23 protein-coding genes and 1 other annotated feature are annotated in these 20555 nt (G+C 45.0%); of the genes, 22 read left to right on the forward strand and 1 reads right to left on the reverse strand.

The genetic code is table 11. From position 1 onward, the window contains the following. The first annotated feature begins 14 nt into the window (after window positions 1–14). The 17 genes from AC2EXB_RS07225 to AC2EXB_RS07305 all read left to right on the forward strand — a co-directional run bounded on the left by AC2EXB_RS07225 (window position 15) and on the right by AC2EXB_RS07305 (window position 16904). Window positions 15–1229, forward strand: coding sequence for a carboxylate--amine ligase (locus AC2EXB_RS07225; protein ID WP_235198915.1), 1215 nt, complete (start codon window positions 15–17; stop codon window positions 1227–1229). A gap of 221 nt (window positions 1230–1450) precedes the next feature. Further along, a complete protein-coding gene (hflK, locus tag AC2EXB_RS07230; RefSeq protein ID WP_483604239.1) occupies window positions 1451–2419 on the forward strand; it encodes an FtsH protease activity modulator HflK in 969 nt (322 codons plus the stop codon). Then, window positions 2419–3399, forward strand: coding sequence for a protease modulator HflC (gene hflC, locus AC2EXB_RS07235; protein ID WP_483604240.1), 981 nt, complete (start codon window positions 2419–2421; stop codon window positions 3397–3399). Before hflK ends, hflC begins: the two co-directional genes overlap by 1 nt. 152 nt (window positions 3400–3551) lie before the next feature. After that, window positions 3552–6173: a DNA polymerase I gene (gene polA, locus AC2EXB_RS07240; protein ID WP_483604727.1), complete on the forward strand. Its 2622-nt coding sequence runs from the start codon at window positions 3552–3554 to the stop codon at window positions 6171–6173. Window positions 6174–6187: 14 nt separating this feature from the next. Beyond that, window positions 6188–7057: a bifunctional DNA-formamidopyrimidine glycosylase/DNA-(apurinic or apyrimidinic site) lyase gene (gene mutM, locus AC2EXB_RS07245; protein WP_483604241.1), complete on the forward strand. Its 870-nt coding sequence runs from the start codon at window positions 6188–6190 to the stop codon at window positions 7055–7057. Window positions 7058–7067: 10 nt separating this feature from the next. After that, a complete protein-coding gene (gene coaE / locus AC2EXB_RS07250; RefSeq protein ID WP_235198918.1) occupies window positions 7068–7673 on the forward strand; it encodes a dephospho-CoA kinase in 606 nt (201 codons plus the stop codon). Between the two features lie 171 nt (window positions 7674–7844). Then, window positions 7845–8864 (forward strand): glyceraldehyde-3-phosphate dehydrogenase, encoded by a 1020-nt coding sequence (locus tag AC2EXB_RS07255; protein WP_483604242.1) that lies wholly within the window; start codon window positions 7845–7847, stop codon window positions 8862–8864. Between the two features lie 316 nt (window positions 8865–9180). Beyond that, the gene (gene speD, locus AC2EXB_RS07260) at window positions 9181–9564 is read left to right on the forward strand and encodes an adenosylmethionine decarboxylase (protein WP_235198919.1); all 384 of its coding nucleotides are present in this window, start codon (window positions 9181–9183) and stop codon (window positions 9562–9564) included. A 114-nt stretch (window positions 9565–9678) separates the two neighbouring features. Continuing rightward, window positions 9679–10155, forward strand: coding sequence for a transcriptional regulator NrdR (nrdR, locus tag AC2EXB_RS07265; protein ID WP_235198920.1), 477 nt, complete (start codon window positions 9679–9681; stop codon window positions 10153–10155). Between the two features lie 11 nt (window positions 10156–10166). Further along, on the forward strand, window positions 10167–11528 hold the full coding sequence (locus AC2EXB_RS07270) for a replication initiation and membrane attachment family protein (RefSeq protein ID WP_483604243.1): 1362 nt from the start codon (window positions 10167–10169) through the stop codon (window positions 11526–11528). Beyond that, window positions 11529–12464, forward strand: coding sequence for a primosomal protein DnaI (gene dnaI / locus AC2EXB_RS07275; protein ID WP_483604244.1), 936 nt, complete (start codon window positions 11529–11531; stop codon window positions 12462–12464). A gap of 58 nt (window positions 12465–12522) precedes the next feature. Next, window positions 12523–12759, forward strand: a binding site (T-box leader). 103 nt (window positions 12760–12862) lie between these two features. Further along, entirely contained in the window at window positions 12863–14791 is a 1929-nt protein-coding gene (gene thrS / locus AC2EXB_RS07280; protein ID WP_483604245.1) for a threonine--tRNA ligase, read from the forward strand. Between the two features lie 31 nt (window positions 14792–14822). Next, the gene (locus tag AC2EXB_RS07285; RefSeq protein ID WP_483604246.1) at window positions 14823–15080 is read left to right on the forward strand and encodes a hypothetical protein; all 258 of its coding nucleotides are present in this window, start codon (window positions 14823–14825) and stop codon (window positions 15078–15080) included. Beyond that, window positions 15071–15577 (forward strand): translation initiation factor IF-3, encoded by a 507-nt coding sequence (gene infC / locus AC2EXB_RS07290; RefSeq protein WP_235199282.1) that lies wholly within the window; start codon window positions 15071–15073, stop codon window positions 15575–15577. Before AC2EXB_RS07285 ends, infC begins: the two co-directional genes overlap by 10 nt. A gap of 28 nt (window positions 15578–15605) precedes the next feature. Next, window positions 15606–15806, forward strand: coding sequence for a 50S ribosomal protein L35 (gene rpmI, locus AC2EXB_RS07295; protein ID WP_033541514.1), 201 nt, complete (start codon window positions 15606–15608; stop codon window positions 15804–15806). A 180-nt stretch (window positions 15807–15986) separates the two neighbouring features. Beyond that, complete coding sequence (gene rplT, locus AC2EXB_RS07300) at window positions 15987–16346, forward strand: 50S ribosomal protein L20 (RefSeq protein WP_052651989.1); 360 nt, start codon at window positions 15987–15989, stop codon at window positions 16344–16346. A 285-nt stretch (window positions 16347–16631) separates the two neighbouring features. Further along, window positions 16632–16904, forward strand: a complete 273-nt coding sequence (locus tag AC2EXB_RS07305) for a DUF1294 domain-containing protein (protein ID WP_235198924.1) — start codon at window positions 16632–16634, stop codon at window positions 16902–16904. A 1-nt stretch (window position 16905) separates the two neighbouring features. Here the strand turns inward: AC2EXB_RS07305 and AC2EXB_RS07310 are convergent, their stop codons facing one another. Continuing rightward, complete coding sequence (locus AC2EXB_RS07310; RefSeq protein ID WP_483604247.1) at window positions 16906–17286, reverse strand: sigma-w pathway protein ysdB; 381 nt, start codon at window positions 17284–17286, stop codon at window positions 16906–16908. A gap of 90 nt (window positions 17287–17376) precedes the next feature. On the opposite strand from AC2EXB_RS07310, the gene AC2EXB_RS07315 reads away from it, so the two are divergent. From AC2EXB_RS07315 to AC2EXB_RS07335, 5 genes are all read left to right on the forward strand, one after another. After that, entirely contained in the window at window positions 17377–17862 is a 486-nt protein-coding gene (locus AC2EXB_RS07315) for a dUTP diphosphatase (RefSeq protein ID WP_483604248.1), read from the forward strand. A gap of 71 nt (window positions 17863–17933) precedes the next feature. Next, complete coding sequence (locus AC2EXB_RS07320; protein ID WP_483604249.1) at window positions 17934–19022, forward strand: M42 family metallopeptidase; 1089 nt, start codon at window positions 17934–17936, stop codon at window positions 19020–19022. Between the two features lie 206 nt (window positions 19023–19228). Beyond that, window positions 19229–19444: a helix-turn-helix transcriptional regulator gene (locus AC2EXB_RS07325; protein ID WP_235198929.1), complete on the forward strand. Its 216-nt coding sequence runs from the start codon at window positions 19229–19231 to the stop codon at window positions 19442–19444. Beyond that, complete coding sequence (locus AC2EXB_RS07330) at window positions 19434–19934, forward strand: hypothetical protein (protein WP_483604250.1); 501 nt, start codon at window positions 19434–19436, stop codon at window positions 19932–19934. Before AC2EXB_RS07325 ends, AC2EXB_RS07330 begins: the two co-directional genes overlap by 11 nt. Beyond that, window positions 19931–20380 (forward strand): small multi-drug export protein, encoded by a 450-nt coding sequence (locus tag AC2EXB_RS07335; RefSeq protein ID WP_483604251.1) that lies wholly within the window; start codon window positions 19931–19933, stop codon window positions 20378–20380. Before AC2EXB_RS07330 ends, AC2EXB_RS07335 begins: the two co-directional genes overlap by 4 nt. Window positions 20381–20555: the final 175 nt, after the last annotated feature.

Here is a 20555-nt window from a genome sequence, read left to right on the forward strand (position 1 = left end):
TTTAGGAGGAAAGCATGGATACATTACCTTTTTTGCCAATCATTGTAGGAACAGATATGAACGCTTACAATATGGCGATTTCATTTCACGAAGCTTATGGGATTAAACCGATTTTAGTCGGAAAAGAACCATTATCATTTACATCAATGAGCAATATTACAGAGACGATCGAATTGCGCTCCGGCTTGGCTGATTCTGCTCAATTTGCATCAATTCTTACCGATATTGCCCGTAAATACCGAACGCCGGGCAAAACATTATTGCTGATCGGTACGAACGATTTATATGTTCGGCTGATCATCGAGAATGCTTCCGTTTTAAAAGAACATTTTGTTTTCAATTACATCAATGAAGATTTGATGAATCAACTTCAAGTAAAAGCGAATTTCTATAAGCTTTGTAAAGAACATGGCATTGAAACGCCGACTACGTTCTTCTATGATTGCCGTTCAGGTGTGCCGTTTGAAGAACAGATGATGTATCCGGTCATTGTCAAACCGAGCAACGGAATCCAATACAATCTCAATAAATTTGCGGGCCAGCAAAAAGTGTATAAAGTTGAAACGCCGCAAGAGCTGAAGAACGTCATCGATACGATTATTGCGAGCGGCTATGATGACGAGCTGATCATCCAAGATTTCATTCCTGGCGATGATACGTATATGTGGGATTCAGTTATTTATGCTAGTTCAAAAGGCAAAACACAGCTTGTAACATTTGCCCAAGTGGTGCTGCAAGAACATACGGTTACGGCAATCGGCAATTATACAGCATTGATTACCCGCTTTGATAAAGAAATGATGGTGAAGCTCCAGAATTTCCTTGAAGCGGTTGGCTATACAGGATTTGCGAATTTCGATTTAAAATACGATGAACGGGACGGGAAATTCAAAGTCTTTGAAGTGAATATCCGTCAAGGGCGTTCGAGTTATTACGTCACAGCGCTCGGTCATAATATGGCTTCTTATTTCGTCGACGACCTCATTTACCATGTTGAAAAACCGGTCACTTATTTAAATGAAGATTTCCTATTCACGGTAGTGCCGAAAATCGTCTTGAAAAAATTTGTGGACAATAAAGCCGTACAGCGTGATATCAAAGAATTATTGAAAAAAGGCAAATACGGTAATCCGCTATTCTATAAAAAGGATACGCATTTAAAACGGAAGCTGTATTTGTTTGCACGGCAAATCAACTACTATAAGAAGTATAAAAATAATCAGTGGTAATATTTACAAAACATTAATACTGACTTCACAATAGAATGTTATGGTTACTAAGAACCCCCTTTAAACCGCATAAATAGAAAAAGAGCCCTCTAACCCGGGGCTCTTTTTCGTGTCCAATTCAAAAAAGCAAAAGAGATTTATGGGAGCTTGCCTAATTTTATGAAACTATTTTAATATTGCTTCGTAGAATAAGTATACATAATAAAAAAGGGGGTCATTACATGACTACGAAAAAAGTGCTAAGCGTCATCGGTTTAGCTGTCTTAGGAATCATCCTATTAATCGCAATTTTTACTTCATGGTATACAGTAGATGAATCCGAACAAGCTGTCATCATCACATTCGGGGTAGCGAATGAAACCGTTACAGAATCGGGGCTGCATTTTAAATTGCCATGGCCAATCCAAAAAGCTGAAGTCCTTTCAAAAGAAACCTACAGCTTGCAATTCGGCTATAACCAGAACGAACAAGGGGAAATCACTTCTTACGATGCAGAGACCAAAATGATTACCGGAGATGAAAATATCGTCCTTGCGGATTTGATTGTCCAGTGGAAAATTACAGATCCTAAAAAATACTTGTTCAGTTCAGAAGCGCCTCGGGAAATTCTCCATGATGCCACTTCCGCTTCCATCCGTTCCATCATCGGCAGCTCATTGATCGACGATGCCCTGACTTCAGGGAAAGCAGAAATCGAATCGGAAACACGTGATTTGTTGGCATCGCTCATCGATAAATACGATATCGGCATATCTGTTTTGGCAGTTAAACTCCAAGACGTGGAATTGCCGAATGAAGAAGTGCGTGCTGCATTCACCAATGTGACGGATGCCAGAGAAACGATGAACACAAAAATTAATGAAGCTAAAAAATATGAAAATCAGAAACGCAATGAAGCGCTAGGTGAAAAAGCGGCTATTAATTCACGCGCTGAAGGGCAAAAAGTGTCGCGTGTTGAACAAGCGCGGGGTGACGTCGCAGTATTCGATAAACTTTATGCTGAATACCGTACAAATCCTGAAGTAACGCAACAGCGCCTGATCATTGAAACATTGGAAACGGTTTTGCCGAACGCGAAACTTTATATTATGAATGATGAAGGCGGAACAATGAAATATTTGCCGCTTGAGAGTATGCAGTCTGTCGTGCCGCCAGCGGCTGAAACTGAAGAAGAAGGGAGCGGAAACTAATGGAGCCGAACAAACCGATATCGGGATCTCCGAAGCCGAATCCATGGGAAAACCCCAAAAGGCCAAAAAAGAAAAAAGAGCCGAAAGAACCGATCAATTTTAAAAAGCATTGGAAACTTATTGTCGGCGCAGTTGTCGTACTCGCGGCATTGCTCATCATCTTGACAAATGTATATGTTGTAAAAGAAAACGAATACCGCGTAGTGCGCCAATTCGGTGAAGTCGTCGATATTCATGAAGAACCCGGCATAAAAATGAAGATTCCTTTTATTCAAAGCGTGACTACTTTGCCGAATTACCAAATGACCTATGATGTTTCAGAAGCCGAGATCAATACAAAAGATAAAAAACGAATTATTATCGATAATTACGCGGTATGGGAAGTTGTAAATCCGATCGATCTGATCTCCAATGCCGGAACGATCATTAACGCAGAATCCCGTATGGAAGAGTTTATCTACTCAGTTGTCCGAGCGGAACTTGGCCAATTGAATTACGAGGATATCATCAACGATGAAAACTCATCACGCGGCAGCGTGAATGACAATGTCACAAAAAAAGTGAATGAATTGTTAGAGAAAGACAAATACGGCATACAAGTCATCGACGTTCGCATTAAACGCACCGACTTGCCGGAAGAAAACGAGCAGTCCGTCTATACGCGGATGATTTCTGAACGCGATTCCACAGCCCAGGACTATTTGTCGCAAGGCGATGCGAAAAAACGCGAAATCGAAGCCCAGGCAGACCGCGAAGCCCAAGAATTGATCGCAACTGCCCGTAAAGAAGCAGCATTGATCCAGGCAGAAGGCGAATCTGAAGCGGCTAAAATCTACAATCAGTCGTTCTCGAAAGACCCTGATTTTTATCAGCTGTACCGGTCTTTGGAGTCCTATACGAAAACTATTGGCGAGGATACAGTCATCATCTTGCCATCAGATTCCCCTTACGCAAATATCTTAACAGGGAATTTGGAATAAAACAGAGCCGTCATTTCTATTCTTTTTGCCTGCATGGTAAAATGATAGGAATGATGGCTTATTTATTTTCATCGAAGACATTGAAGCCGCCAAATGTTTTGGCGAAGCAGAGAACGATTCTTTTGAAGATCGTCAGTAGTGAGAGGGGTAATATTGTGGCGAAGAAAATTCTTTTATTGGATGGAAACAGTTTGGCGTACCGCGCGTTTTTTGCGCTGCCATTGCTTACGAACGAACACGGCATCCACACAAACGCAGTTTATGGGTTTACGATGATGCTGCAGAAAATCCTTGAAGAAGAGCAGCCGACGCATATGATCGTAGCATTCGATGCAGGGAAAACGACGTTCCGGCATGAGACGTTCAGCGATTACAAAGGAGGGCGCCAAAAGACGCCGCCTGAGTTATCCGAGCAATTCCCTTATTTGAGAAAGTTGATCGATGCCTACCGCATTAAACGGTATGAATTGCCGAACTATGAGGCGGATGACATTATTGGCACATTGAGCTTAGAAGCTGAACAAGCAGGCGATAAAGTGATCGTGATTTCCGGCGATAAGGATTTGACGCAGCTTGCTTCTCCGTCGACGACTGTTTACATCACCCGTAAAGGCATTACAGATATTGAAAAATACACGGTTGAACACATTAAAGAAAAGTATGGGCTGACACCAGCGCAGATCATTGATATGAAAGGCTTGATGGGAGATGCTTCAGATAATATCCCAGGCGTACCGGGCGTAGGTGAAAAAACAGCGATTAAATTGCTTGCTGCCCACGGTTCAGTAGAAGGTGTCTATGAAGCCATTGACCAGCAAAAAGGCAAGTTGAAGGAAAAGCTGGAAGCCAATGAGGATTTGGCATTGATCAGTAAAAAACTGGCTACTATTGAACGCCAAGCACCGATTGAAATAGCGATTGATGAACTTTCTTATGATGGACCGGACCAGGATGAATTGGTGAAAGTCTGGAATGAGTTAGCGTTTAAATCTTTGCTGGAAAAGATGGAATACACCGCTGAAGAAACCGAAAAAGAAGAATTGGTCTTTGAAGTGCTGAGTGAAATCGATCCGTCTATTCTTGAAGATGAAATGGCTGTCCATCTGGAGCTGTACGATGAACAGTACCATACATGCGACTTGCTCGGCGTTTCTTTGGCAACAGCCGAAAAAACGTACGTGATTCCAATGGATGTCATCAAAGAATCGCAAACGTTCAAAGATTGGTTCAAAGATGATACGAAGAAGAAATACATGTCCGATTCTAAAGCGTCTACTGCCGCCTTTTTCCGCTGCGGCGTCGAAGTGGACGGCGTCGACTTTGATTTGATGCTGGGTGCTTACATCGTCAATCCTTCGCTGACCTATACCGATTTGGCGAATATCGTTCAAGAATACGGCTATACGGAGGTCTCGCAAAACGAACAGATTTACGGAAAAGGCGCAAAAAAAGCCGTGCCGAATGACGCGATCCTGTATGAGCACATTGCGAGAAAAGCCCGTACGATCTGGGCAGTGCGGCCCTTGGTGCTGAATAAATTAAAAGAAAACGAGCAATACGATTTATACCGCAATTTGGAATTGCCGCTTGCAACCATTCTAGGCGCAATGGAATCGCTTGGCGTCACCGTGGATAAAGAGCAATTAGTGGCGATGGGCGAGGAGCTATCCGGTAAACTCGTGAAAATCGAATCGGAGATCCACAGTTTGGCTGGAGAAGAATTCAACATCAATTCACCAAAGCAATTAGGTGTGGTCCTTTTTGAAAAACTGGGGCTGCCGGTTCTTAAGAAAACAAAAACCGGCTATTCGACAGCTGCCGATGTGTTAGAGAAGCTGAATGGCCAGCATGAAATCATTTCACATATCCTTTTATACCGCCAGCTTGGGAAAATCCTTTCTACTTATATTGAAGGGCTATTAAAAGAAATCCATGAAGACGGCAAAGTGCATACACGCTTCCAGCAAGCCTTGACAACGACCGGGCGTTTGAGTTCCATTAACCCGAACCTCCAGAACATCCCTGTACGTTTGGAAGAAGGCCGGAAAATCCGCAAAGCCTTCATTCCTTCCTTCCCTGACTGGGTAATGGTAGCGGCCGATTATTCACAGATTGAATTGCGCGTCCTGGCTGAAATGTCGAAAGACGAGCGGCTGATCGAGGCTTTCAAAAACGACCGGGATATCCATACAACGACGGCTATGGATGTGTTCCATGTTCCAGCTGAGGAAGTGACCGGTGATATGCGCCGTGCAGCAAAAGCGGTTAACTTCGGCATTGTCTATGGCATCAGCGATTATGGCCTTTCCCAGAACTTGAACATCACCCGTAAAGAAGCACAAGCATTTATTGACCGGTATTTTGCAAGCTTCCCGGGAGTTAAAGGGTATATGAACGATATCGTAGCGGGTGCCAAGAAAAACGGTTTTGTGACAACACTCATGAACCGCCGGCGCTATTTGCCGGATATAACAAGCTCGAATTTCAATTTGCGCAGTTTTGCAGAACGCACAGCGATGAATACGCCGATCCAAGGCAGTGCTGCTGACATCATTAAAAAAGCGATGATTGATATGGCCGATGCCTTGGAGCGCGAAGGGCTGAAAACGCGTATGCTGCTGCAAGTGCACGATGAGCTGATTTTTGAAGCACCGCCGGAAGAATTGGAGAAATTGAAAAGATTGGTTCCACAAGTAATGGAACATGCAGTAGAGCTGAATGTTCCATTGAAAGTGGATTTTGCATTTGGCGATACATGGTACGATACAAAATAACAGGAGGCTTATGAATGCCTGAACTTCCAGAAGTTGAAGGCGTCGTCCGCCAGATCCGTCCTGCCGCAATCGGCAAGAAAATTGAAGAAGTCTTTGTTTCAGATACGATTCGGGTGTCAAAGACGAGCGGCAAGGAAGCGATCATCAAACGGATGGAGACCGACATGTTCATCAGCCGTTTGTTGGGCGCACAGATCATCAGTGTAGAACGGCGCAGCAAATACATTTATTTCACATTAAAAAAAGAAGGCGAATTTTTACTGGTCAACCACCTTGGCATGTCTGGGGCATGGTTTTATGTGGATAGCCTGCTGTCAATCGGCGAAGAGAAATTCCGCAAGCACGTCCATGTGGTGCTGAGCTTGAGCGACGGCAATTTACTGGCTTTCTCCGATATTCGCCGCTTTGGCGAAATGCGGGTATTAAAGGAAGAAGCGGATTTTCCTCCGCTGCTTTTAATGGCTCCGGAACCATTTGAAGAAAGTGCATTGGCGCATTTTCTTCAAATGGCCGAAAGTCCGAAATACCAGAACAAACCGATCAAAGAAGTGATCATGGACGGACAAGTGATATCAGGCTGCGGCAATATATACGCAACTGAAGCCTTGTTTAAAATGAAAATCCATCCCAATCGGGCAGCAAAGCGAATCAGCAGAACGCGTAAAGTGGAGCTGTTCCAAACGATTGTCGCGATTTTGCTTGAAAGCATCGAAGCAGGTGGAAGCACGATTTCCGACTATCGCAATGTCAACGGGGAATCTGGCAATATGCAGAACCGGTTCGGCATGTACGGCAAAAAACAATGCATGGAATGCGGCAGTATGACCAAATCTCTGCAAATTGGCGGAAGAACTTCGGTCTACTGTCCGACCTGCCAAAAGTGAGGGCAAGAAGATGATTATAGGACTGACTGGCAGTATTGCGAGTGGAAAAAGCACCGTCTCGAAAATGCTCGAAGAATTAGGGTATCCTATTATTGATGCCGATCAAGTGGCGCGCTTAGTGGTGGAGCCAGGGCAAGAGACCTTGGTGAAGATCGCTGCTTTATTCGGAGAAGGTGTGATCAAAGAAGATGGGACTATGGACCGGGCTAAAGTCGGTGAATTGATTTTCAACGACCCGGCTAGCCGCAAAAGTTTGAACGATGTCATCCATCCAGCTATCCGGCAAGAAATGCTTCGGCAGCGCAGTGAACTCCTGGAGCAAGGGCATGAAACCATCATCATGGACATCCCTTTGCTGTTTGAAAGCAGGCTCCAGCATTTCGTTGATAAGATTCTGGTCGTCAGTGTCACAGAAGAAAACCAGCTGAACCGCTTAATGGAACGAAATGAGTTGAGCGAAAAAGAAGCGCGTGCACGCATCGCTTCTCAGTTGCCGATGTCAGTGAAAGAAGAAGGGGCCGATGCCGTAATTTATAATAACGGCACCTTCGATGAAACAAAATGGCAGCTGAACCGCATCTTAGACAAATGGCGTGAGGAACTGTCGGGAGAGTAGTGCGGAAACAGATTGGTTTTGCGTAAAGCGTGAAAGATCTAAGCCGGGCACCTGTTGCCCGGCTTTTTTTATTGGGATAGATTTAAAGGTTCCATAAAACAGCAAATGTGTTATACTATATAAGAAATTAAAAATTAACAGTATGACTTATTTAAATGGGGGTCTCATAAAATGACAATTTCTATTGCGATTAACGGATTTGGCCGTATTGGCCGCATGGTTTTCAGACAGGCAATTTTGATGGATGACATTAAAATCAGTGCTGTAAACGCTGGTTACCCTGCTGAAACTCTCGCGCATCTCATTAAGTATGACACAAATCACGGCACCTTCGCGGGTGACGTCTCTTCCGAGGAAGACGCATTAATCGTTAACGGCAAACGAGTTCAACTCGTTAACGAAAGAGATCCTTTAAATCTCCCGTGGAAAGAAATGGACATCGACATCGTAATCGAAGCAACTGGAAAATTCAATTCCCGTGAAAAAGCGGCACTTCATTTAGATGCGGGAGCCCGTAAAGTCATATTGACTGCACCGGGAAAAGATGAAGACATCACCATCGTGATGGGGGTCAATGAAGACAAATTCAACGTCGACGAGCATAGCATCATCTCCAATGCGAGTTGCACAACCAATTGCCTTGCGCCTGTCGCAAAAGTACTGAACGATGCTTTTGGCATCGAAAATGGCCTAATGACTACCGTCCATTCTTTTACGAATGACCAGAAAAATTTAGACAATCCGCATAAGGATTTGAGACGAGCGCGTGCGTGCAGCCAGTCGATCATCCCTACTTCTACGGGCGCTGCGAAAGCGCTGTCATTGGTGTTGCCGGAACTTGAAGGGAAACTTCATGGAATGGCGCTTCGTGTGCCGACTCCAAACGTTTCGCTCGTGGATTTAGTCGTAGATTTAGAGCGTGATGTGACGGTGGACGAAGTGAACGAAGCCTTTATCAAAGCTTCAGAAGAAGGTTTGGAAGGGATTTTGGCTTTGACGATGGAACCATTAGTATCCGTGGATTTCAACACGAACCCGAAATCTGCTGTGATTGATGGCCTTTCCACAATGGTCATCGGCAAACGAAAAGTGAAGGTTTTGGCTTGGTACGATAATGAATGGGGCTATTCAGCCCGCGTCATCGACTTAACAAAAAAAGTGGCGGATGCATTGGTCTTCGCTGAAGCTTAATTGCAAATGCCGCGTTTCTGCTTGAGGAACGCGGTATTTCTTTGTCTTTAGCCAGTCTTGGAATCACAGAAAAAAACTTGCGTTAAATTTATTGCATTTAGCACAGATACACCTTATACTAACATTCGTAGTTGAAAAATTAACTACCAGCTTCTATGTTTTCAGGAAACTTGATGAAGGCATTCAGGGAGCATGTGTTTTATTCACATGACTGCTTAAAGGGTTAGGACCTCTTTGGACTAACTTTCCCCCGTGGTAGTCAACTTTGAATATTTTGAGCACGAAAACAAAATGATATCAAAGGGGGAAACGAACCATGGAAACAATGGGACGTCACGTAATTGCAGAACTTTGGCAGTGTGATTTTGACAAATTAAACGATATGGATTATATCGAACAAACTTTTGTTGATGCAGCACTGAAATCCGGAGCGGAAATTAGAGAAGTAGCTTTTCACAAATTTGCACCTCAAGGTGTAAGCGGAGTTGTAATCATTTCTGAATCGCATTTGACAATCCACAGTTTTCCGGAACACGGTTATGCAAGTGTAGATGTTTATACTTGCGGCGATCTTGATCCGACTATTGCAGCGGAGTATATCGCTAAGGCGCTTAACTCACAAGCGAGTGAAGTTACCGAATTGCCACGCGGCATGGGTCCAGTTGGTACTGGAGAAACAAAAGTTTCAGTAACTGTATAATCCATTATTTTGAAAAACATCAAGCAGGGGATAAATTCCTCTGCTTTTTCTATTTTCCCAAAGAAATTTTGTTATACTAGAAAAAACAGATAGAAAGTTTAGGGAGATGTCGAAATGAAATGTCCGGCTTGCCAGCACAATGGTACACGCGTAGTTGATTCGCGCCCAGTTGATGATATGAAGTCCATAAGAAGGCGCAGGGAATGTGAAGCTTGCGGCTATCGTTATACGACGTTCGAAAAAGTGGAAGAGATGCCGTTGATTGTGGTGAAAAAAGACGGGTCCCGTGAAGAATTTAGCCGCGAGAAAGTTTTGCGAGGCTTGATCCGTGCTTGTGAAAAACGCCCTGTGCCGCTCGAGGTTCTTGAAAGCGTTGTATTCGATATTGAAAAAGATCTTCGGCGCCAAGGGAATGCCGAAGTAAAATCTGAAGAAGTCGGTGAGTTGGTCATGGACCGTTTAGCTGGCATCGATGAAGTCGCTTATGTTCGATTTGCATCAGTCTACCGCCAGTTTAAAGACATTACTGTATTTATCGATGAATTGAAGGATTTATTGAAAAAGAGTCCGGATGATAAGAAGTCCGAGTAAGGCGGTGAATCATGACAGCTTTGTATAAGGAACTCCAGCCTGCAGATTCTTTCCGAATTGTTATGCCATATCCTTTTTCGAACTACGACCGCCAGCTGTTGACGCTTCTCTATCAGCCGCTTGTCGGTGCAGAAGCCATCGCTTTTTACTTGACGCTTTGGGCGGAAGGGGAAGAAGGCACAGATGAAGCGACGCATTATATGTTAATGAATACGCTTGGCGTCTCCATTTCCCGGATTTTCGAATCGCGGATCCAATTGGAAGCGATCGGCTTATTGAAAACGTACCGCAAAGACCAAGAAAACCGTTCGTTTGTCTATGAGCTTTGTCCGCCGCTCGATCCGAAAAGTTTTTTTGCGGATCCGCTGCTGTCGATGTTCCTTTTTAGCAAAGTGGGGGAAACGACGTACCGGAAAGTAAGAGACCGTTTTGTGGTCCATCGTGAAATCCTGGAAGGCTATGCGGAAGTATCCCGGACATTTACGGATATTTTCCAGCCGGTCCATGCGAAAGCGGGCTATCCGTCCCAAACCGATAATTTGCAGGAACGCAAAAAGGGCTCTTATGAAGCTGAAGGGGAATTTGATTTTTCATTATTGCGCCAAGGTTTGTCTGAACAGTTGGTGCCGCATAAAGTGCTGACGGCGAGCATCCGGGAACTCATCGCAAAACTCGCGTTCCTGTATAGCTGGGGTCCCCTCGAAATGCAGAAAGTCATTTTGCTCGCAATTGACGATGATTACAAATTGACGCTTGAGAGTTTAAAGAAAGCGGCAGCTGATTATTATAAATTGACCGTAGCCACGACAGCCCCTCAATTGGTTCAAGTGAAGAAAAAAGAAACGCCGAAAAAGGAAGCGCCGAAAACAAAAGAAGATGAATTGATCGATTACCTCGAATCGGCTTCTCCGGTTGAAGTGTTAAGAGACATTGCGAATGGGAAGGAGCCGTTGCCGGCAGATGTCCAGCTAGCGAATCAACTGGTTATCCAGCACGGCATGGAGCCTGCTGTCGTCAATGTCCTCCTGCAGTATGTCTTGCTGCGGACGGATATGAAGTTGACAAAGGCTTATGTTGAAAAACTCGCATCCCATTGGCTTCGTAAGAACGTCAAAACGGCGAAGGAAGCGATGGATCTTGCGCGGATCGAGCACGAACAGTATTTAAAATGGAAATCGGAAGGATCTCCGACAGCAAAAACGAGAAGTTCTTCTTCCAGCCGGAAACCGGTGAGGGAAGAGAAACTGCCGGAATGGTTTTATAAGAAAGACGATGTTCAGCCAGCGAAAGAGGCGGACAACACGGAAGACCTCGAAGCGGCAAAACAAAAATTATTAGCGAAATATGCGATGAAGAAAGGTAAGGGTGATTAAATGGAACCGATCCGGGAGACCTTAAAACGTGTCGTGAATGCCCCTGCTTTTTCCGAACGCTATAATGCGATGCGGCAGGAAGTACTGGAGCATCCAGGCGTTCAGCATTTTTTAGATGAACATTCTTCGGAAATTGATAAAAACATTGTCGACAGGGGGATGGGGAAACTCTATGAATACATCGACCAATCCCATGACTGCAATAAATGCCCGAGCCTTGGTGCCTGCATCAACCACTTAAAAGGGTTTGAACCGAATTTGGTTCTTGAACGCAGCAATATCGGAATTTCGTATACTCCGTGCCGCCTGAAAAACGAGCACGACAACAAACGCCGGGCGTCGTCATTGATCCACAGCATGTATATGCCGAAAGAAGTCATGGAAGCGACGTTGTCCGGTTTTGAATTGGATGCGAGCCGCTTAGAAGCGTTTAATGCCGTCGATTCGTTCCTGGACGCCACTAAGGGTCCAGGGGAGATGCCGGAAAAAGGCTTATACCTTTACGGCAAGTTCGGCATTGGCAAATCTTATTTGCTTAGTGCTGTAGCAAATGCGTTGGCCGAAAAGAACATTAAATCGGTTTTGGTATTCGTCCCTGAATTCATGCGTGAAATGAAACAGGCAATCGGCGACCAAACCTTGCAGGAAAAAGTGGATTATGTCAAAAAAGCGGATGTCTTGATGTTGGATGATATCGGAGCAGAAGCGATGTCGAGCTGGACGCGCGATGAAGTGCTCGGAACGATTCTCCATTACCGGATGGCTGAAAAGCTGCCGACTTTCATGACATCGAATTTCAGTTATTCGGAACTTCAGCATCATTTGACGTATTCACAGCGCGGCGAAAAAGAAGATTTAAAAGCGGCGCGCGTAATGGAACGCATCCGTGCCTTGACGGCTCCGGTTATGTTGGACGGGCAAAACCGACGAATTTAATCACACAAGGTGTTGTCTTTTTAAAGTTTTCGTCGTATAGTAAAAACAATCGATACAATATAATGCGTTGACAAGGACAAGAGTGGATTTGTACGGCTTATAGAGAGAGAAGCCCCGGCTGAAAGCTTCTTAGTACGGCAAACACACTTACCACCTTTGAGCAGCAATTGTGAAATCTTTCAGTAGCAATTGACGGTACCGGCCCGTTAGCCGATGCAGAGCTTCATTTTGAATTGGATTCGTCCGTTCAAGATAGAAGAAGGGTGGAACCACGAACTTAAGCTTCGTCCCTTTGGGATGAGGCTTTTTTTTATTGGTTTCATTTAGGGCAGACATCTTGGAAGCCGAGAACTAAGGCTAGATGTTCGGCCTAGAACATAAAAAAAGGAGAGAGCAGAATGTCAGACATGATTCAATTAACATTCCCAGACGGTGCAGTAAAGGAGTTTCCGAAAGGCACAACAACTGAAGAGATTGCCCAGTCGATCAGCCCAGGCCTTCGCAAGAAAGCACTTGCCGGTAAAGTAGGCGAGCATTTGGTTGATTTGAAATCACCGATTGCAGAAGACGGCAGCATTGCAATCATTACGCCGGAATCAGATGAAGCGTTGGAAATCCTTCGCCATTCATCTGCTCATCTATTGGCACAAGCGATCAAACGCATTTACAAAGATGCGAAACTTGGAGTCGGCCCGGTCATTGAAAACGGCTTCTACTACGACATCGATACAGCAGAATCGATTTCAGCAGAAGACTTGCCTGCCATCGAAAAAGAAATGAAGAAGATCATCAACGAAAATATTGAAATCGTTCGCCACGACGTTTCGCGTGCAGAAGCTCAAAAACGGTTTGCAGCGATCGAAGATCCATATAAATTGGAACTTTTAGAAGCGATTCCAGAAGACGAGCAAGTATCGATCTATGAGCAAGGCGAATTTTTCGACCTTTGCCGTGGAATCCACGTGCCATCAACTGGCAAATTAAAAGAATTCAAATTGCTGAGCGTGGCGGGTGCATACTGGAGAGGCGACAGTGACAATAAAATGCTGCAGCGCATCTACGGCACTGCTTTCTTCAAAAAAGAGGATTTAAAAGCGCATCTTGAAATGCTTGAAGAAGCGAAAGAACGCGACCACCGCAAAATCGGGAAAGAATTGAATCTATTCATGAACTCCCAAAAAGTGGGCCAAGGCTTGCCGATGTGGCTGCCAAAAGGCGCGACTATCCGCCGCATCATCGAACGCTATATCGTTGATAAAGAAGAAAGCCTAGGATATGACCATGTGTATACTCCGGTTATGGGAAGCGTGGACCTTTATAAAACAAGCGGCCACTGGGATCATTACCAGGAAGATATGTTCCCGGTCATGCAGATGGACAACGAGGAATTGGTTCTTCGTCCGATGAACTGCCCGCACCATATGATGATCTTCAAACAAGGCATCCATTCATATCGCCAGCTGCCGATCCGCATCGCAGAACTAGGTTTGATGCACCGCTACGAAATGTCTGGTGCATTGTCTGGACTGCAGCGTGTTCGCGGCATGACATTGAACGACGCACACATTTTCGTACGCCCGGACCAAATCAAAGAAGAATTTAAACGCGTGGTCAACTTAGTGATCGATGTGTATAAAGACTTTGATCTTAAAGATTATTCTTTCCGCGTTTCCTACCGCGACCCGGCAGACAAAGAGAAATACTTTGACGACGATGCAATGTGGGAACGTGCACAATCCATGCTGAAAGAAGCAATGGACGATCTTGGATTGGATTACGTGGAAGTAGAAGGCGAAGCGGCATTCTACGGACCGAAACTCGATGTCCAAGTCAAAACAGCTCTAGGCAAAGAAGAAACACTTTCAACTGTCCAGCTGGATTTCTTGCTTCCTGAGCGTTTCGACCTGACTTATATCGGAGAAGACGGCAAACAGCACCGTCCAGTCGTCATCCACCGCGGCGTTGTTTCGACTATGGAACGTTTTGTTGCTTTCTTGATCGAAGAATACAAAGGGGCATTCCCGACTTGGCTGGCTCCAGTTCAAGTGGAAGTGATTCCGGTATCGCTCGATGCACACAGCGACTACGCGAAAAACGTCCAAGAGAAATTGCAATCTCATCGATTGCGCGTCGATATCGACGAACGCGATGAGAAGCTTGGCTACAAAATCCGCGAAGCGCAGATGCAGAAAGTTCCGTATATGCTGGTTCTTGGAGACCAGGAAGTTGAAAACGGTTCGGTCAACGTCCGTAAATACGGAGAACAGAAATCCGAAAGCATGCCGTTTGACGATTTCTTGAAAATGATTCAAGGCGAACTTCGCTAAAGGGTTGACATGCCCTTAGGTGCATGGTATTATGAATAAGGTTATAGAATACTTATATGTGCAAGCAGGAGCACCCGCTTCTCACCTGATCGACCAGTTGTTGGCAGGTAGACACGATTTTGACTTTATCACGCTGCGGCGTGCTGTCATAAATTGCGGGTGGGCCGAACGAGGCCCATCCGCTTTTGTTTTGGATCGGACCTGTAAGCCGACATGGTCGGTTACACATGTTAAGCTATTCGCGACACTATCCGGAGGTGGATTAATATTAGCAAAGACATCAATGTAAATGAAGGTATTCGTGCACGTGAGTTACGGGTTATTGATCAGAACGGTGAGCAACTCGGTATTAAAACACGTAACGAAGCACTTGAAATTGCTGCACGTGTCAACTTGGATCTTGTACTAGTGGCTCCTCAAGCTAAGCCGCCGGTCGCACGTATCATGGACCATGGTAAATTCAAGTTCGAACAGCAAAAGAAAGACCGTGAAATTCGTAAAAATCAAAAAGTGATCGTAGTGAAAGAAGTGCGTTTGAGCCCTTCAATCGACGAACACGATTTTAACACGAAACTTCGCAATGCGATTAAGTTCCTTGAAAAAGGGGACAAAGTCAAAGCTTCAATCCGCTTTAAAGGCCGTGCGATCACGCACAAAGAAATCGGACAGCGCGTCCTTGAACGCTTCGCAGAAGCATGCAAGGAAGTTGCGACGGTTGAACAGCGCCCTAAAATGGATGGCCGCAGCATGTTCTTGATGCTTGCGCCAGTTAACGAAAAAGAATAACAGATCAATTGTTTAGGAGGAATTCGAAATGCCGAAAATGAAAAGCCACCGCGGTGCGATGAAACGTTTCAAGAAAACTGGAACTGGTAAAGTAAAACGCAACCGTTCACACACAAGCCACTTATTTGCAAACAAATCGACTAAGCAAAAACGTCACCTACGTAAAGGGAAACTTGTTTCTGCAGGCGACTTGAAACGCATCAAATCTCTTATCTATAACATGAAGTAATATTGAAAAGCGTAAACGGCCGTTCAGCTCCGGCAGACTTAAGATGATCTTCCGAAGCGGCGTTCTTTGCCGCACAGGAAGGACAGCTTAAGACCGAGGAGCTGGCCGTTGGAGTCTGGACAAGACCAACACACGAACAAAAAATCGAATTTTATATATTCAAGCAGGAGGTAATGTGATATGCCACGCGTAAAAGGTGGAACAGTGACGCGCCAGCGTCGTAAAAAGGTCATTAAATTAGCAAAAGGTTATTATGGTGCAAAGCACATCCTTTTCAAAGTAGCAAACCAGCAGGTAATGAAGTCAGGTAACTATGCTTACCGTGACCGTCGCAATAAAAAACGTGATTTCCGTAAACTATGGATCACGCGCATCAACGCAGCAGCTCGTATGAACGACATTTCATACAGCCGTCTAATGCACGGTCTTAAAGTTGCTGGAATCGACATCAACCGCAAAATGCTAGCTGAAATCGCTGTATCTGATGCAGCTGCTTTCACAGCATTAGTAGATGCTGCAAAAAAAGCAGTAGCTAAATAAGAAAAGCGAAAATGGCCGTTAAGATTCGATAGGCATAAGACGGTTTGGCGAAGCGGCGTTTATGCCGCACAGCCGAGCCGGCTTATGACCCGAGAATCTGGCCATTGCAGCTAGACAAGAAAAGCGAAAGCGCCTGTACAGCTCCGACAGGCTTAAGGCAGAACACATAGGAAATCCTGATTTCCGGAGTGGACTGACTTAAGATCCCGAGGAGCTAGGCGCTGCAGCTAGACAATAAAAAAGACTGACGAATTTCGTCAGTCTTTTTTTCATGGAGGGATTCTTTTGTTCTTGATAATAGCCGGGTATTTCACTGTGCTGTCACTGCTTGCACTCATCATGATGAAAGTGGATAAATCGCAGGCACAGCGGCGCGGCCAGCGGATACCTGAGAAAAATTTATGGTCAGTCGCCATTCTTGGCGGCGGCATCGGCGCCTATATCGGCATGATGATGTTCCGCCATAAAACAAAACATACCAATTTCCGCGTAGGCTTCCTGATGCTGGCTGTGATTGATGCAGCCGCATTAATTTGGAGCTACCTAAATTTCGTTTGATTCACTGTTTCATCAGCTGTTCGATCGGGTTTTTCCAATTGATCTTGGCAGCAGGGTAATTCATCTGAATTTCTTTTTCCAGGAAGTAAAAGTCTTCTTTCGTAAAGCCCTGCAGCATGTCGGGGTTTTCAGCCCATACGAAAATGGAAACGACTTCAAAAGCATCTTCGGTCGTCCCTAAATATTTTTCGCCTTCAAACACCGCGCCTCTAAGCGTGATGAAAAAATTCTTGCGGACATTTTTTACATCATCGTAGAAGTAATACGTGTTCGCTTCAATGGCAGCGTCTAACTTCCGTTTTGGGTCTACTACATAGCGGATCAATCGATAAAATAAATAAATGATAAGTACGATGACAATGAGGCGTATAAAAAAAGCCATGAGAAATCCCCCATCTCTATAGGTTCTATTATATAATACGGACGAAAAGTACTTTGGTTTCAAGATTTTATTGAAAAAAGGAGGGTTTTTATGAACTTGCATCAATTATTCGAAATGCAGGAAGAGTTGGACCGTTTTATCCAGTCTAACCACGGAATCGAAGAAGATGTATTCCGCAAAAAAGGGTTGGCGCTCTTGATCGAATTGGCGGAGCTGGCAAATGAAACGCGCTGTTTTAAGTTCTGGAGCACAAAAGGGCCTTCAGCTCAAGAAGTGCTATTGGAAGAATATGTGGATTCCATCCATTTCCTTTTATCCCTTGGCATCGAAAAGAACCTGAATATGTTGGAAACTTGGCCAAGTGCCGTGAACCACAAAGATTTAACAGAGCTTTTTTTGGGTACGCAAGAAAAAATTCTGAAGTTCATGGACAACCATTCGGTGTCGGCGTATCAGGAAGTTTGGAGCTGGTATGGCGGGATTGCTTCAGCACTCGGCTTTAGCTACGAGGATGTGTTAGAAGCATATTTTGCAAAAAACGAAAAGAATTACCGCCGGCAGAGAGAAGGGTATTAAACGAATTTTTTGATAAATGAAAGCTCATCTATTATAATAAACAAGTACAAATTATTTAGGAGGTCGAAATAATGGCTAAAATGGATGAAACCGTATTGATGCTGAAAGAACTAACTGACGCTAACGGGGTGCCAGGCAATGAACGCCAATCCCGCGAAGTGATGAAAAAATACATAGAGCCTTACGCTGACTCGATTGAAACAGATGGTCTGGGGAGCTTGATCGCACGTAAAGAAGGGTTGGCAGACGGACCCAAAATCATGGTTGCCGGACATTTGGATGAAGTCGGCTTCATGATTTCTCAAATCGACGATAAAGGCTTTTTGAAATTCCAACCGCTGGGCGGCTGGTGGAACCAAGTGATGCTTGCGCAGCGTGTGACGATCACAACGCGCAGCGGAAAAGAAGTGACCGGCGTCATCGGCTCGAAACCGCCGCATATTCTATCGCCGGAAGCCCGCAAGAAACCGGTTGAAATCAAAGACATGTTCATTGATATCGGTGCGTCTTCACGCGACGAAGTAAAAGAGTGGGGCGTAGCTCCCGGAGATATGGTTACGCCGTATTTCGAATTCACTGTTATGAACAATGAAAAAATGCTTTTAGCGAAAGCATGGGACAACCGCATTGGCTGTGCGATCGCCATCGATGTCCTAAAAGGGTTAAAAGGGCAAGAACACCCGAACGTCGTTTACGGAGTCGGCACTGTTCAAGAAGAAGTGGGCCTCCGCGGAGCAAAAACGGCGACCGCTAAAATCCAGCCGGATATCGGTTTTGCTGTCGATGTCGGCATTGCTGGCGACACACCGGGAATCACGCAGCAGGAATCCGCAAGCAAAATGGGTGCTGGCCCGCAAATTCTTTTATTCGACGCGTCGATGGTTTCGCACCGCGGCTTGCGTGAATTGGTGGTCGATACCGCAGAAGAAGCCGGCATCCCTTACCAATTCGAAACGATTGCAGGCGGCGGAACCGATGCCGGATCCATCCACTTGACGGCAAACGGCGTACCGGCATTGTCGATTGGTGTGGCAACGCGCTACATTCACTCACACGCTGGCATCCTGCACCGCGACGACTACGAGAACGCGGTGAAATTGATTGTTGAAGTCATCAAGAAATTAGACAAAGACACAGTAGCGCGCATTACGTTTGAATAAATGATTTTCCCCTTCCGCATATCGCGGGAGGGGATTTTTTTTTGTGGTTTTGCAAATAAAAGGGTTTATTCCGCAAACAAACCCATAAAATCCGTTAAATCTTAAATTAAGCACAAAACACAATGTTAACTATACTTGACTAAATGTTAAGCATACTGTACATTATGTTATATAAACCGAACATCTGCACAGGGAGGATGAAGTGGATGCTTAGAAACCGTGTGAAGGAATTGCGGGCGCGCTATGGATTTACGCAAAGCGATCTCGGCAAACGGGTGGATGTGACGCGGCAGACGATTGCGTTTATTGAGAAAGGGGAATTTTCGCCTTCGATTACGCTCGCATTAAAACTCGCTAGCACATTGGAAACAAAGGTGGACGACTTATTTTGGCTCGAAGGGGAGGAGCACAATGAAAAATGATTTCCGTTTAAACTATCCGCTATGGATGATGGCATTTATTTTATTGTTAGGGGTATTGGCGTTCGGTTTGAATTCGCCGATAACGGAATTCGTCAATACCGAGACTGAAACGAGTGTTACCATTAAATTAGAGGCGCTGGAAGGCTTTATCGTGTTTTGTTCGATCATCCTCTACTTCGCTTTTCTTGTGATTTTCATGGCACAGCTCAAAAAGCACAATAAGGAAAATCCGACACAGAAGATTTCGCCGCTCGCTATTCGCCCTCCCGAGTATTTGGAACAGGACGAAGGCATGACATACATCACGCGAAAAGCGGTTCAGAAAGTCTATAGCTTTATCACGTTAGCGCTGCCATTTTTAGCGACGGTCGTCATTGTATTTCCGTTGCCGAAACTTGCCATCATCTATGGAATTTTGGCTATCGCTTTCGGACAATACTTGATTTATTACCTCGAAGTCCGAAAACATTTCAAGGAGGAAACTGAATGATTTATGAATACTTTCTTGTTTTCCTAGGAGCAGCCATACCCTGGTTCGAAATCGCATTGGTCATTCCGCTCGGCATCGTCTGGGGCTTGTCGCCTTTTTGGGTGATGGTCATGGCGTTTGTCGGCAATATGCTGACGGTGCTCGCCTTGATCATCGGCTTTGATAAATTCAAGGATTGGTATATAAAGCGCCAAGAAGCAAAAGGCAAAGCCGAGTCGAAGAAAAACGAACGGGCAAAGAATATATGGAATAAATACGGATTGCCTGGACTTGCTCTTTTAGGTCCGATTCTCATCGGTACACATATTGCGGCATTTATCGGCATGACACTCGGCGCAACAAAACGAAACACGACCATTTGGCTTACCATCAGCATCGGCTTGTGGACACTTGTTTTTGGTCTTGCGACAGCTTTCGGTTTCGACTTTTTCACACGTGAACTTTGACCCGGCCGCCTCCGCTTTTCTGGTGTCCAGACTCCAGCGGCCAGATTCTCGGGACATAAGCCGAGTTGGCTACACGGCAAAGGACGCCGCTTTGCCAGCTCATCTTATGCCTGTCGAATCTAAACGGCCGCCTCCGCTTTTCTCATTATGCTATACTTGAGCTATTCTGAAATAA

The sequence above is a fragment of the Planococcus alkaliphilus genome, assembly GCF_057031095.1.